The sequence below is a fragment of the Erwinia piriflorinigrans CFBP 5888 genome (assembly GCF_001050515.1).
Taxonomy (GTDB): domain Bacteria; phylum Pseudomonadota; class Gammaproteobacteria; order Enterobacterales; family Enterobacteriaceae; genus Erwinia; species Erwinia piriflorinigrans.
The window spans coordinates 62,146-76,592 of sequence record NZ_CAHS01000011.1 but is presented as its reverse complement, the minus strand read 5'-3'; the positions used below and the strand labels follow the sequence as shown (position 1 = coordinate 76,592).

The window sequence follows — 14,447 nt, the reverse complement described above, 5'->3', positions numbered from 1 at the left end:
AGGCCAAACAAAGCGTGCGATTGTGTCTGACCTTAGCGAAATGCAATCATTTCCCCCCAGCATCAATGCCGGGAACGTATGCCCCCTGCCATGCTCCTTTCTGCGTTAGTCACATAAAGTTGTCATCATGCATCTGAGCCACCGCACGTTGCGCGACATCTTTTGACCCGCTCAGAGTAAAGTGCCCATAGTCGTTGGAGAAAGGTCGGCCGTCAGAGGCTAAACCGCGACAGAAGCCGCCCGGACAGACAATCGACCAGACCGAAATATAGCGTATTCCCTGTCGGGACATCGCCTCTGCCATCTTCAGATCGGTGTCATGGATATCGGGCTTAACCGAAGAGGCGACCAGATCTTTACGCCCATCGGTCTGATATGCCAGCAGATTTGGCAGCGCCTCGGTGTACTCGACGGTCGGCCCCATCACGATAATATTGTTCGAACGCGATTTAAGATGGTCGAGCGTGGCGCGCAGCGGGGCAATATCTTCCGCAGCCCAGCGGGCCGAAAGAATAATGCCATCCACTTTATGCTGCGGAAGCCACTCGTCATAAATATAGTCCACCAGTTTTGTACACGGATTGTGCAATGCCTGTTGAGAGAGAGGTTTACAGCCTGCCGATGTCGCCTGAATCACGTTAATGCCATTACCTGCCGCAAGGCTGATAGCGCGCCACAGATGGGCGGCATGACTGTCACCGATCATCACATAGTTTTTCGCTACCGTTGAAGTTTGCAGACAGAAGGTGCGATCGAACGGCTTATCTTCCTCATTTTTACCATCCACAAAGCATTGACCCCGGCGGTACTGATAGTTGAATTCCGGCGTCTTACTGTATTCAGCATAGTGAGCAAGCGCGATGGCCTGCTGGGAGAAATGTCCTGAATGGTTATCGATATGGCCTTTATATAAGGTGCCGCTGGCCATCACCACCAGCCCGATAACGGCAGCGGTCACCGTTCTGCCTGCGGTCACGTAAGACAGCTTGTAACGAAACGGAATTTCAATCAGGTAGCGTGACGCCACCGCCAGCCCCAGGGTTAAGGCGATAATCACCGCTTCACGTACTCCCGGTGCAAAGTTAAAGAACATGCGGGCGTAGACGATAATCGGCCAGTGCCACAGATACAGGCAGTAAGAGATCATGCCGATATAAACGACCGGCTTCAGCGCCAGCAGGCGCGATACCACCGACTGCTGGCCGGCAAGAATAATCAGGAAGCTCCCCACGCACGGCCACAGCGCATTCCACGCCGGGAATGGCATATCGGTGTTGAGCATCAGTAAACCATAAAGGATCAGCGCCAGCCCGACGAGACTGATGCCGTGTCTGACAGCATGACCTAAACGCGCCGCTTTCGCCTCCAGTCCAGCGACCGCGATAATCCCACCCAGCGCCAGCTCCCAGGCTCGGGTCGGTAACATATAGAAGGTGAAAGTCGGTTTGCGCGTCACGCCGTAAATACTTAACGCCAGCGACGCGACAATGATAAGCAGCATGACCTGGGTGGTGCGGCGGCGGAAAATCCGTATCACAAACAGCAGCACTATCGGAAAAATAATATAAAACTGCTCTTCTACGGCCAGTGACCAGGTATGTAGCAGCGGCTTCAGCTCGGCTGGCCCGTCAAAGTAACCGGTCGTTTTCCAGAAAAAAATATTGGAGACGGAAAGCAGCGCTGCCGTGGCGCTGTTGCTCAGATCGTTAAATTGTGCCGGGAGAAGATGGTAATAGCCAAAAAGCAACGTTGCCAGCAGAACCACAAACAGCGGTGGCAGAATACGCAGGCAGCGACGTTTATAGAAATCGAGATAAGAGAAGTGACCAGAAAGCGCACTGTGATAAATAATGCCGCAGATCAGATAGCCCGATATCACAAAGAAGATATCCACCCCGGTAAAACCACCGGGGATGCCTCCTATCCCCATATGATAAGCAATGACAGGCAGCACGGCGAGCGCACGCAGCCCGTCGATATCAGCACGATATTTCATTTATCCAATCCTAATCACAAATAGTTACTGGCAATTTACACAAAAATACACGGGAAAACGTCATGCCAGCGTTAACTAGGATTATTCCCACCGAGGAGGGTAACAAGGTAATCTATTGATAATAAAAGAAGAAAAAAAAAGCCCCGTCCGAAGACAGGGCTTTTCAGAGAAACCTCAGCCGCTTAGGGCTCAGGATATCAGCATCTTACTGACCTTTTACTTCTTTCAGGCCGTTGAATGGCGCACGGTTACCCAGCGCTTCTTCAATACGGATCAGCTGGTTGTACTTAGCAACACGGTCAGAACGGCTCATAGAACCGGTTTTGATCTGGCCAGCCGCAGTACCTACCGCCAGGTCAGCGATAGTCGCATCTTCAGTTTCACCTGAACGGTGAGAGATGACCGCCGTATAACCCGCATCTTTCGCCATTTTGATCGCTGCCAGCGTTTCGGTCAGAGAACCGATCTGGTTGAATTTGATCAGAATGGAGTTGGCGATGCCTTTATCGATACCTTCTTTCAGGATCTTGGTGTTGGTGACGAACAGATCGTCGCCCACCAGCTGGATTTTGTCGCCCAGCACTTTGGTCTGGTAAGCGAAACCAGACCAGTCAGATTCGTCCAGGCCGTCTTCAATAGAAACGATTGGGTACTGCTTGGTCAGGTCTTCCAGGAAGTGAGTGAACTCTTCTGAAGAGAAGGCTTTATTGCCTTCGCCAGCCAGCACATATTTACCGTCTTTGTAGAACTCAGACGCTGCGCAGTCCATCGCCAGGGTCACATCTTTGCCCAGCTCATAGCCTGCTGCTTTTACCGCTTCAGCGATAACCGCCAGCGCTTCGGCGTTAGAACCCAGGTTAGGCGCGTAGCCACCTTCGTCACCGACAGCGGTGCTCATGCCTTTCGACTTCAGCACTTTCGCCAGGTTGTGGAAGACTTCAGAACCGATGCGTACCGCTTCTTTCAGGGTTTTCGCGCCAACAGGCTGGATCATGAATTCCTGAATGTCGACGTTGTTGTCGGCGTGCTCACCACCGTTGATGATGTTCATCATTGGCAGTGGCATTGAGAATTTGCCCGGAGTCCCGTTCAGTTCAGCGATGTGCTCATACAGCGGCATGCCTTTCGCGGCAGCGGCAGCCTTAGCAGCAGCCAGAGAAACAGCCAGAATGGCGTTAGCACCAAACTTAGATTTGTTCTCAGTACCGTCCAGATCGATCATGACCTTATCGATGTTAGCCTGGTCTTTCGCATCTTTACCGGTGACCGCTTCAGCGATAGGGCCGTTAACCGCAGCAACCGCTTTGGTTACGCCTTTACCCAGGAAACGCGATTTGTCACCGTCACGCAGTTCCAGCGCTTCGCGCGAACCGGTAGAAGCACCTGATGGCGCAGCTGCCAGGCCGACAAAACCGCCTTCCAGATGAACTTCTGCTTCAACGGTCGGATTTCCACGAGAGTCGATGATTTCGCGACCGATGACTTTAACGATTTTGGACATTAGTTTTTCCTCAGTACAAGTTAGCTTAAACTTAGACACACCTGTTGAAACTTTTCAGTTTCAACAGGTTATGAAAACACTTATTTTGCCAAACGCTTCTGGTACTCGCTAGCAGCCTTAACAAAGCCGCTGAACAGCGGGTGACCGTCTCGAGGTGTTGAGGTGAATTCCGGATGGAACTGACATGCAACAAACCAAGGGTGATTTGGGATCTCAACGATCTCAACCAGCTGGTCATCCCCGGAGCGACCTGCCACACGTAGTCCTGCCGCTTCAATCTGCTTCAATAGCATGTTGTTGACTTCATAACGATGACGGTGGCGCTCAACGATGGTGTCGGAGCCGTACATCTCGCGCACAAGGCTGTTCTCGGTCAGCTGACACTGCTGGCTACCCAGACGCATGGTGCCGCCCAAATCGCTCTGCTCGGTACGCTGCTCAACGTTACCCTCTTCATCACGCCATTCGGTGATCAACGCCACCACCGGGTATTTACAGTCCGGTACAAACTCCGTGGAGTTCGCCCCTTCCATATGCGCGACGTTACGGGCAAATTCCATCAGCGCCACCTGCATCCCCAGGCAGATGCCCAGATAAGGGATATTGTTTTCACGGGCATATTGCGCCGTCATCAGCTTGCCTTCAACGCCACGGTAGCCGAATCCGCCGGGGATCAGGATCGCATCCAAATCCTTCAGCAGTTCCACACCACGGGTTTCGACATCCTGTGAATCGATAAGTTTAATATTCACCGTCACACGGTTTTTCAGACCGCCATGCTTCAGGGCTTCAATCACCGACTTATAGGCATCCGGCAGTTCGACATATTTACCCACCATGCCGATGTTAACTTCGCCGCCCGGGTTGGCTTCCTGATAAATGACCTGCTCCCACTCTTGCAGATTAGCTTCAGGTGCATCCAGGTGGAAGCGCTTACATATATAGTCATCCAAGCCCTGCGATTTCAGCATGCCTGGGATTTTGTAGATGGAGTCAACGTCTTTCAGCGAGATCACCGCTTTTTCCGGCACGTTGCAGAACAGCGCGATTTTCGCCCGTTCGTTAGCCGGCACCGCACGATCGGAACGGCAGATCAGCACGTCGGGCTGAATCCCAATTGACAGCAGCTCTTTGACTGAATGTTGAGTCGGTTTCGTTTTGACCTCGCCCGCCGCCGCCATATACGGCACCAGCGTCAGGTGCATATACATGGTGTGCTCACGGCCCACGTCAACCGCCATCTGACGGATGGCTTCCAGGAACGGCAGGGATTCGATATCGCCGACGGTACCGCCGATTTCCACCAGCACCACATCATGGCCTTCGCCACCTTCGATGATGCGCTCTTTGATGGCATTGGTAATGTGTGGGATCACCTGAATGGTCGCGCCGAGATAGTCACCGCGACGCTCTTTGCGCAGCACTTCGGAGTAGATACGGCCAGTGGTGAAGTTGTTACGGCGGCTCATCCGGGTACGGATAAAGCGCTCGTAGTGACCGAGATCCAGATCGGTTTCCGCGCCATCATCGGTGACAAAAACTTCACCGTGTTGCGTCGGGCTCATAGTGCCCGGGTCCACGTTGATGTACGGGTCCAGCTTCATGATGGTCACTTTAAGACCACGTGCTTCAAGGATGGCAGCCAGGGAGGCTGCGGCAATGCCTTTACCCAGAGAGGAAACGACCCCGCCGGTCACAAATATATAGTTCGTTGTCATGCTGAACCTGAGAATGTAGGTTTAAAGACGATGGAATGAATAACCAAGACGGGAAAATAGTATACCCGAAACCCCCGGGGCCGACAATTAATCGTTTCCAGTTGTGTGCGTCCCACCGTATTTACCGCATGAGATTACCTGAATGTTGGCCGCAGGAGGTTGACGTGCGTCACACTTTTGTTGAATCGTGTCAGCTAACTATTCCTGCGATTTGACGATTTGCCATGCGGCTTCCATTTGATCCAAGCTCGCCTGCTGCATCTGCAAGCCCTGTGCGGCAATGATCTGCTCAACCTGGCGGAAGCGACGTTCAAACTTGAGATTGGCCTTTTGCAAGGCAGTTTCCGCTTTACTGCCGAGATGACGCGACAGATTGACCGTGGCAAACAGCAAATCGCCAATTTCCTCTTCCAGCTTGTCGCGGTCGATTACCGCCTGCTGCGCTTCGTGCATCACTTCATCAATCTCTTCATGCACTTTATCCAACACCGGCCCGAGGGTATCCCAGTCAAAGCCCACGCTGCTACAGCGTTTCTGGATTTTATGGGCGCGCATCAGGGCCGGTAGCGCATGGGGAATATCATCGAGCGCCGAGTGCTGTGCTTTCTCTGCACGCTCGGCGCTTTTGATGGTTTCCCAGTCGCTCTGCGCCCGATCGCTATCCTGCGCGCTGGCAAAGATATGCGGATGGCGACGCTCCAGCTTATCGCTGATAGTCTGGCAAATATCATCAAAGTTGAAATGCCCCTGCTCCTGGGCCATCTGGGCGTAAAACACCACCTGGAAAAGCAGGTCACCCAGTTCGCCGCGCAGATCGTCATAATCAGCACGATTGATGGCGTCAATCGCTTCATAGGCTTCTTCCAGCGTATAGGGCGCAATGGAAGCAAAAGTCTGCTGGCGATCCCACGGACAGCCGTTTTCCGGGTCGCGCAGGATTTTCATGATGCCCAGCAGGCGATCGAGAGAAGTCATAGTGTTATCCATTCAGGTCGTTTTTATTCGGTCAGACGGGTTAATGCAGACGCCTGGCGTCAATGATATCGGGCACCTGATTCAGACGCGCCAATACCCGGCTCAGTACCTGCTGATTGTAAATTTCAATATCCATATCAATGGTTGCCAGCTGCTTTTTGGTATCGCTGTGGCTGGAAACACCGAGCACATTGACCTTTTCATTGGCCAGAATAGTGGTGATATCGCGCAGCAGACCGCTGCGGTCGTTCGCGGTCACACGCACCACCAGCGAATAGCCGCTGGAATAGGTTTCTCCCCACACGGCATCGACGATGCGTTCTGGCGCGTGTGATATCAGGTCGGCCAGCTGGTCACAGTCAGCGCGGTGAATGGAAATACCGCGCCCCTGGGTGATAAAGCCGGTGATGTCGTCACCGGGTATCGGCTGGCAGCAGCGTGCAATATGATGCATCAGATTGCCAACGCCCTCGACCACCACGCGCCCACTCTCTTTGCTACGCGGCACGCTATTGGACGTTTTCTGCGTCAGCTGGCGCAGCGCCTCGCGATCTTCCTCTTCGGCGCTCAGCTTATGCAGCTTCGACTGGAGGAAGTTACTCATCTGATTCAGACGCACATCGCCGCCGCCAATCGCCGCCAGCAGTTCGTCCAGCGAGTTGTAGTTATAGCGCGGTAGCAGCACTTTCTCTGCCTCTTTGACGCTGATATCCAGATGACTCAGTTCGTTGTCGAGGATCTGCCGACCGGCAATAATATTTTTGTCGCGGTCCTGCTTGCGGAACCATGCGTGGATCTTTGAGCGCCCACGGCTGGTGGTGACATAGCCGAGGTTAGGGTTCAGCCAGTCGCGGCTTGGATTGGGCTGCTTCTGGGTGATGATGTCGATCTGATCGCCCATTTGCAGCTGATAGGTAAAGGGCACAATGCGCCCGCCAATTTTTGCCCCGATGCAGCGGTGACCAATATCACTGTGGATATGGTAGGCGAAATCAAGCGGCGTCGAACCGGCAGGCAGATCGACCACATCCCCTTTCGGCGTAAAGACATAAACCCGATCGTCGAATACCTGACTGCGTACTTCGTCGAGCATCTCACCGGAGTCCGCCATCTCTTCCTGCCAGGTGATCAGCTTACGCAGCCAGGCAATGCGCTCTTCATGGCCGGATGCGCCGCGTGCGCTGCCGCCCACGCCCCCTTCCTTATACTTCCAGTGCGCGGCAACGCCCAGTTCCGCATCTTCATGCATCTGGCGAGTGCGGATCTGGATCTCGACGGTTTTGCCTTTCGGCCCCAGCACCACGGTGTGGATCGACTGGTAGCCGTTGGGTTTGGGATTGGCAACGTAGTCGTCAAACTCGTTCGGCAAATGGCGGTAAAGCGTATGTACGATACCCAGTGCGCCATAGCAGTCCTGCAAACGTTCAGCAACGATACGTACCGCACGCACGTCAAACAGCTCATCGAAAGCCAGCGACTTTTTCTGCATCTTGCGCCAGATGCTATAGATATGTTTCGGGCGGCCATACACCTCGGCCTTTACGCCCTCTTTAATGATTTCAGTGCGCAGTGATTGCACAAAGGTATCGATATAATCTTCACGATCGATGCGCCGCTCGTGCAGCAGTTTGGCGATGCGTTTGTACTCTTCCGGGTGCAGGTAGCGGAAGCAGAAATCCTCCAGCTCCCATTTGAGCTGGCCAATCCCGAGGCGGTTCGCCAGCGGCGCATAGATATTGGTACACTCTTTCGCCGCCAGCACGCGCTCATCTTCCGGCGCATCTTTCACTTCTCGCAGGTGGGCGATACGTTCCGCCAGCTTGATCACCACGCAGCGAAAATCTTCCACCATCGCCAGCAGCATACGGCGCACGTTATCAACCTGCTCGGAGGCCATCGAATCATTATGCGTGGCTTTTAACTGGCGAATGGCATCCATGTCGCGCACGCCGTGGACCAGCGAGACGATCGGTTTACCAAACTGCGCTTCGAGCACCTCTTCAGTGACCACGTTGGCATTGGCCAGCGGGAAAAGCAGGGCGGCGCTTAACGTCTCATTATCCATGCTGAGCATGGAGAGGATTTCCACCATCTCAACGCCGCGCCACAGCAGCAGGGATGCATCGGGATGATTTTTTGTCGCCGTGTCACAATAGCGCCAGGTATCGGCCAGTCGTTCACATGACTGCGGGTTAGAGATCCCCAGCCCGGCGATCCATTGATCGAGTGCAAACTCGCCAGCCGTATTAAGATGCGCACTTCTTACCGCAACCATATGCTCTCCAGGCATCGTCCCCTTTCAGGAACTTATTTTCGGCTAAACAGCACCATAGATTCCAGGTGCCCGGTATGGGGAAACATATCAAGCATCGTTACCCTTTCTAACTGGTAGCCGGACGTAAGCAAAATCTCACTATCGCGGGCAAGCGTCGTGGGGTTACAGGAAACATAGACCACCCGTTGCGGCGCAATCTTAATGATATGCGCCATCACTCCCGCTGCACCGGCACGCGCTGGATCAAGTAATACTTTATTGAATCCCTGCGCCGCCCACGGCTGACGGCTGACATCCTCTTCAAGATTATGCTGCCAGAACGTCACATTATTAAGACGATTTAATTCTGCATTATACCCAGCCTTGGCCACTAATGCTGCAACGCCCTCCACTCCCACAACATTTTTAGCCATTTTCCCCATTGGCAGCGTAAAGTTTCCCATTCCACAGAACAGATCCAGCACACGGTCTTCTGGTTGCAGGTCAAGCCACGCCAGCGCACGCGCGACCATTTGCTGGTTAACGTCATCATTAACCTGAATAAAGTCACGCGGGCTGAACGTCAGGGTCAGATCGTGGGACTGGTAATGCGGCATCCCGCCGCTAACCTGCTCCAGCGTGTCGCTTTCTGCGGCCAGAAATAATGACAGCCGATACTTATGCGAAAACTGTACCAGTTTTTGTCGATCCTCCGCCGTTAGCGCATCCAGATGGCGTAACACCAGCAGTGGCCCGTTATCTGCCTGTACCAGCTCGACGTGACCGAGGCGACGAACCGCCTGCAGGCTGCTCAGCACCGCATGAAGTGGCCGGAGCAATGCGTTAAGCTCGGGTTTTAATATAGGGCATTGCGAAATATTGACCAGTTCACTGGAGGATTTCTCACGAAATCCCATCTGTAAGCTCTGGCTTTTCGGCTGGAAGCTAAGCCCGAGGCGCGCGCGTCGGCGATAGCCCCACGGCTGGGCGGCGATAATATCGTCCACTTCCACCGCCTCGCCGCACGACTTTGACAACAGACGGCTTAGCGCTTTGGCTTTACCGATTTGTTGCAGAGCCGGGGAGGCATGCTGCTGCTGGCAGCCGCCACAGTGGCTATAATGAGGGCAACGGGGTTCGACACGATGCGGGCTGGCGGTAATGATGCGTTTTGCTACTCCGCGTGAAAAATGGCGTTTGTCTTCAGTGATGCTCACTTCGGCGACTTCGTCAGGCAGTGCTCCCTGTACGAACAGCGCCTTGCCATTATGGTGCGCCACGCCCTGACCAAAGCTGTCCAGCTCATGGACGGTTACGGTAATTGTCTGGCGGGTCGTCACGCGCCTTTTTGCAGAGTAGAATTGCGCCATTATTTTTTTCGTTCTCGAAAAGTAAATATGATGATGGTAAAAAAACGGGCGTAGCCTGACATAACGTCAGTCATAATTCGACCTTTTAAGGACACAATGCCAAATGGACGGCACCGCGCACTGTCGCACACAGGGAATATGATGACCAAATACAGCCTGCGGGCGCGCATGATGATTTTGATTCTGGCACCGACCTTGATGATCGGCCTGCTGCTTTCCACTTTTTTTGTTGTTAACCGCTACAACGAATTACAGGGCCAGTTGACGGATGCCGGGATCAATATTATCGAACCGCTGGCCGTTTCCAGCGAGTACGGCATGACCTTTCACAGCCGTGAATCAGTACGCCAGTTAGTTAGCCTGCTACATCGCCGCCACTCGGGTATTGTGCGGGCTATTTCAGTTTTTGACGACCATAATCAGCTTTTCGTTACCTCGAATTATCATCAGGCTCCGGACCTGCTGCGCCTGCCGGATAACACGCCCTTAACCAGGCAAACCATGAAACTGCGTTATGGTAATTCCGTCATCCTGCGCACTCCAATTCTTTCTGAAAGCTATTATCCGGATGAATCACCCGATCAGGATGCCAAACCAACCGGTAATCCGCTTGGTTATGTTGCGATTGAGCTGGATCTGCAATCGGTCAGACTGCAGCAGTACAAAGAGGTGTTTATCTCTACGCTACTGCTGCTGCTATGTCTGTGTATCGCGATGCTGTTTGCTTATCGTTTGATGCGTGACGTTACCTGGCCCATCCGCAATATGGTGAGTACCGTTGACCGCATCCGCCGTGGGCAGCTCGACAGCCGTGTGGAAGGCTACATGCTGGGCGAACTTGACGTGTTGAAAAACGGTATCAATTCGATGGCCATGTCGCTCACCGCCTACCACGAAGAGATGCAGCAGAATATCGATCAGGCCACCTCAGATCTGCGTGAAACGCTGGAACAGATGGAAATTCAGAATGTTGAGCTGGATCTGGCGAAGCGACGCGCCCAGGAAGCGGCGCGTATCAAGTCAGAATTCCTGGCGAATATGTCCCACGAATTACGCACTCCCCTCAACGGAGTGATCGGCTTTACCCGCCAGACGCTGAAGACCACTCTCAACTCAACCCAGCGCGACTATTTGCATACCATTGAGCGCTCGGCCAATAATCTGCTGGGCATTATCAATGACGTGCTGGATTTCTCTAAGCTGGAAGCCGGAAAGCTGGTGCTGGAAACCATTCCGTTCCCGCTGCGTGCCACCCTGGATGAAGTGGTGGTGTTACTGGCACAGTCCGCGCATGAGAAAGGGCTGGAGCTCACGCTGAATATTCAGAGTGATGTGCCGGATAATGCCATTGGCGATCCGATGCGCATGCAGCAGATCATCGTTAATCTGCTGGGTAATGCCATTAAGTTTACCGAATCTGGCAATATCGATATTCGTGTGGAAAAGCGCGCATTGAGCAATAACCGCATGGAGTTGGAAGTGCAGATCCATGACACGGGCATCGGCATATCTGACAAACAGCAGTCGCAGCTGTTCCAGGCATTCCGCCAGGCGGATGCCAGCATTTCACGCCGTCACGGCGGCACCGGACTGGGGCTGGTGATCACCCAAAAGCTGGTTAATGAGATGGGCGGCGAAATCTCATTCCACAGCCGACTGCATCGCGGTTCAACCTTCTGGTTCCATGTTAACCTGGCACTTAACCCTAACGCCGCCAGCGATCCGAGCATCATGGATTGTATCGAAAATCAGCATCTGGCTTACATTGAACCTAACGCAGCGGCGGCAAAAGCGGTATTGGAGATGCTCAATGCCACCCCAATGAGGGTGAGTTACAGTCCCTCACTCGATGAGCTGGCGGAAGACCACTACGATGTACTGCTGATGGGGCTGCCGGTGGTGCAGAGGCAAAACCTTGAGATTGGCGAAGAACAGCTCGCGCCGATGTTGCAACGCGCCAACAGCGTGATCATTGCTCTGCCCTTCCAGATGCAGATATATGCGGAAGAATTGAAAGCGCGTGGCGTGACCGCCTGCCTGATTAAACCCCTGTCCATGACGCGCCTGCTGCCGGTTCTGGTCGATCACCACCATCGACGCGATATGCTGCCACAGCCAGAACGCACGCTTCTGCCACTGCGGGTGATGGCGGTGGATGATAATCCGGCGAACCTTAAACTTATCGGTGCGCTGCTGGAAGAACTGGTGGTCGATATTGTCCTGTGCGGCAGTGGTGAAGCGGCGATTGTGCAGGCGCGGCAGCAGCATCTCGATATCATTCTGATGGATATTCAAATGCCTGATATTGATGGCATCCGCGCCAGTGAATTGATCCGCGAAATGCCACAACATGCGAATACCCCGATTGTTGCCGTCACCGCTCATGCAATGGACGGCGAACGCGAGCAGCTGATGAAAGCGGGGATGAATGACTATCTCGCCAAGCCTATCGATGAGCAGAGGCTTAGCCACCTGCTGGCCCGTTATTCATCAACCGGGCAGCATGTACTGCCGCCAGTGGTGGAGGTTCCGGCCTCTCTCGACTGGGCGATGGCACTGCGCCAGGCCGCGAATAAGCCCGATCTGGCGCACGATCTTTTGCAGATGCTGGTCGACTTTTTGCCCGAGGTAGAAAAGCTGGTGGAGCAGCATACGGCAGATAACAACGCCGGGGCACTGTGCGATATCATTCATAAACTACACGGCAGTGCCAGTTATAGCGGCGTGCCACGCATGAAACAGCTCTGTCTGCAGCTGGAAAAAAATCTACGCCACAGTGACGATATCACGGCGTCAGAACCCGAGCTGCTGGAGCTGCTGGACGAAATGCACAATGTGGCGCGACTAGCTAAGGAACGGCTGAAACGGTAACGACAGCAGTGAGACCACGACAGGATAAATAACGCGATGATATCGCCCCTGCCGATTATATTTGCCGCCCGATATTGAGGGTAGCGGCAACGTTACGCGCCGTCATACGCACATTTTCAGCGGCTTCCTGGAGCGCATCATCCAGGCTACAGATGCGGTAAATCACGCTGAATACCGCGTCCAGCCCGTGCTGATGCACCACGCCCACATCGCGGGAGAGGCTTCCGGCAATGGCGATCACCGGCTTATGATACCGTTTTGCCACCCGCGCCACTCCCACAGGCACTTTACCCTGAATGGTCTGGCTGTCGATGCGCCCTTCTCCGGTGATCACCAGCGAGGCATCCCGCACCAGGAGATCCAGTCCGAGCGCTTCAGTAACAATATCAATCCCCGGACGCAGCGTGGCACGACAGAAGGCATAAAGCCCGGCTCCCATACCACCCGCAGCCCCTCCCCCCGCAAGGGTCAACACATCGCAGTGCATCTCTCGCAGGATCAGCGCCGCGAAGTGCTTCAGCGCATGATCCAGCTTTACGACCTGTTGTGGCGTGGCCCCTTTTTGTGGGCCAAACACGGCGGATGCCCCCTGCTCGCCGGTCAACGGATTGGACACGTCGCAGGCAACGTCAATCTGGCAATCAGCAATTCGGCTATCGAATCCGCTGAGATCGATAGAAGCCAGCCTTGTCAGTTCAGCACCGCCATAGCCAATGCGCTTGCCCTGCTGGTCCAGCAGCTTCGCGCCCAATGCCTGAATCATCCCCGCCCCACCGTCATTGGTCGCACTGCCACCCATGCCGATAATCATCCGTTTGACGCCCTTATCCAGCGCATCACGCATCAGTTCTCCGGTTCCCCAGCTGGTCGCGGTCATCACATCCCGCTGTGCGGCAGGTACCCCCTCCAGCCCGCTGGCAGCCGCCATTTCAATAATGGCGCACTGCCCGTCGCCGGACAGGCCGTAGAATGCATCAACGGTATTTCCCAGCGGCCCGGTGGCTTGCAAAGGGATGATTTTCCCGCCAGTCGCAGCGACCATAGCGTCAACCGTCCCTTCGCCGCCGTCTGCAACAGGCAGTTTGATATATTGCGCATCGGGAAAAATATCGCGGAAGCCCAGTTCAATCTGGGTGGCGACCTGTAAGGCAGAGAGGCTTTCTTTGTAAGAATCAGGAGCGATAACAATTTTCATTGGTTGTCCCGGGTGCAAGGTGATGAATCAAATGCCCCAGGAGTGACCTTTTTAACCGTGTGCATAACAGGCGGCGAACCGGTAAAAAGTCCGCTCCTGTCGGCCCTTTAGCCTAAAAGTTTAGCCCACTGCTCGATCCACGGCGAGGTGACCTCTTCAGGTTCCGGGTGTTCGCTCGCATCCACCAACAGCATTTCGCCCACGCGTACCGCACTCTGTTCAGATAACAGCGCGTCAAACGTTTTGCCACCGCCACAGAAATTGTCATAGCTACTGTCGCCAAGCGCGATAATGCCATAGCGCAGCCCGGGCTGATAGCCCAGCTTATCTTTAACAGACTGATACAGCGGGACAATGCAGTCCGGCAGATCGCCATGACCGGTGGTGGAGGTGACGACCAGCACCACTTTATCCGCATAACGCTGCCACTCTTCCAGGGTCGGATCGTCAAAAATTGTGACTTTGTGGCCCGCCTGCGTTAGCAAAGGTTCAGCTTCTTCAGCGACTAACAGCGCGTTTCCATAAACGGTGCCAACAAAAATGCCTACTTCAGCCATCATCTTCTCC

At 54.1% G+C, this 14,447-nt stretch carries 9 protein-coding genes; 1 reads left to right on the top strand and 8 read right to left on the bottom strand.

Annotated features, from left to right (window positions below; genetic code table 11):
* Positions 1–109: 109 nt before the first annotated feature.
* The 6 genes from EPIR_RS03910 to rlmD form a co-directional block, all read right to left on the bottom strand.
* On the bottom strand, positions 110–1,996 hold the full coding sequence (locus EPIR_RS03910) for an acyltransferase family protein (protein ID WP_023654003.1): 1,887 nt from the start codon (positions 1,994–1,996) through the stop codon (positions 110–112).
* Between the two features lie 205 nt (positions 1,997–2,201).
* Positions 2,202–3,497 carry a phosphopyruvate hydratase gene (gene eno / locus EPIR_RS03905; RefSeq protein ID WP_023654002.1) on the bottom strand — a complete coding sequence of 432 codons (1,296 nt, stop codon included), beginning with the start codon at positions 3,495–3,497 and terminating at the stop codon, positions 2,202–2,204.
* 80 nt (positions 3,498–3,577) lie between these two features.
* Positions 3,578–5,215 (bottom strand): glutamine hydrolyzing CTP synthase, encoded by a 1,638-nt coding sequence (gene pyrG, locus EPIR_RS03900; RefSeq protein ID WP_023654001.1) that lies wholly within the window; start codon positions 5,213–5,215, stop codon positions 3,578–3,580.
* Positions 5,216–5,413: 198 nt separating this feature from the next.
* Entirely contained in the window at positions 5,414–6,190 is a 777-nt protein-coding gene (mazG, locus tag EPIR_RS03895; protein ID WP_193387532.1) for a nucleoside triphosphate pyrophosphohydrolase, read from the bottom strand.
* Between the two features lie 40 nt (positions 6,191–6,230).
* Complete coding sequence (gene relA / locus EPIR_RS03890) at positions 6,231–8,465, bottom strand: GTP diphosphokinase (protein WP_023653999.1); 2,235 nt, start codon at positions 8,463–8,465, stop codon at positions 6,231–6,233.
* A gap of 32 nt (positions 8,466–8,497) precedes the next feature.
* On the bottom strand, positions 8,498–9,814 hold the full coding sequence (gene rlmD / locus EPIR_RS03885) for a 23S rRNA (uracil(1939)-C(5))-methyltransferase RlmD (protein WP_023653998.1): 1,317 nt from the start codon (positions 9,812–9,814) through the stop codon (positions 8,498–8,500).
* A gap of 141 nt (positions 9,815–9,955) precedes the next feature.
* Here rlmD and barA point away from each other — a divergent pair, with 141 nt between their 5' ends.
* The gene (barA, locus tag EPIR_RS03880) at positions 9,956–12,685 is read left to right on the top strand and encodes a two-component sensor histidine kinase BarA (protein WP_048696887.1); all 2,730 of its coding nucleotides are present in this window, start codon (positions 9,956–9,958) and stop codon (positions 12,683–12,685) included.
* Positions 12,686–12,740: 55 nt separating this feature from the next.
* Here barA and EPIR_RS03875 read toward each other — a convergent pair whose 3' ends face one another.
* Positions 12,741–13,880 carry a glycerate kinase gene (locus tag EPIR_RS03875; protein WP_023653995.1) on the bottom strand — a complete coding sequence of 380 codons (1,140 nt, stop codon included), beginning with the start codon at positions 13,878–13,880 and terminating at the stop codon, positions 12,741–12,743.
* Between the two features lie 107 nt (positions 13,881–13,987).
* Positions 13,988–14,437, bottom strand: a complete 450-nt coding sequence (locus EPIR_RS03870; protein ID WP_023653994.1) for a flavodoxin — start codon at positions 14,435–14,437, stop codon at positions 13,988–13,990.
* Positions 14,438–14,447 lie beyond the last annotated feature (10 nt).

Bases quoted from the DNA above. Each gene is read 5' to 3' on its own strand.
- EPIR_RS03910 (WP_023654003.1), bottom strand. From the start codon at position 1,996: ATGAAATATCGTGCTGATATCGACGGGCTGCGTGCGCTCGCCGTGCTG.
- eno (WP_023654002.1), bottom strand. From the start codon at position 3,497: ATGTCCAAAATCGTTAAAGTCATCGGTCGCGAAATCATCGACTCTCGT.
- pyrG (WP_023654001.1), bottom strand. From the start codon at position 5,215: ATGACAACGAACTATATATTTGTGACCGGCGGGGTCGTTTCCTCTCTG.
- mazG (WP_193387532.1), bottom strand. From the start codon at position 6,190: ATGACTTCTCTCGATCGCCTGCTGGGCATCATGAAAATCCTGCGCGAC.
- relA (WP_023653999.1), bottom strand. From the start codon at position 8,465: ATGGTTGCGGTAAGAAGTGCGCATCTTAATACGGCTGGCGAGTTTGCA.
- rlmD (WP_023653998.1), bottom strand. From the start codon at position 9,814: ATGGCGCAATTCTACTCTGCAAAAAGGCGCGTGACGACCCGCCAGACA.
- barA (WP_048696887.1), top strand. From the start codon at position 9,956: ATGACCAAATACAGCCTGCGGGCGCGCATGATGATTTTGATTCTGGCA.
- EPIR_RS03875 (WP_023653995.1), bottom strand. From the start codon at position 13,880: ATGAAAATTGTTATCGCTCCTGATTCTTACAAAGAAAGCCTCTCTGCC.
- EPIR_RS03870 (WP_023653994.1), bottom strand. From the start codon at position 14,437: ATGGCTGAAGTAGGCATTTTTGTTGGCACCGTTTATGGAAACGCGCTG.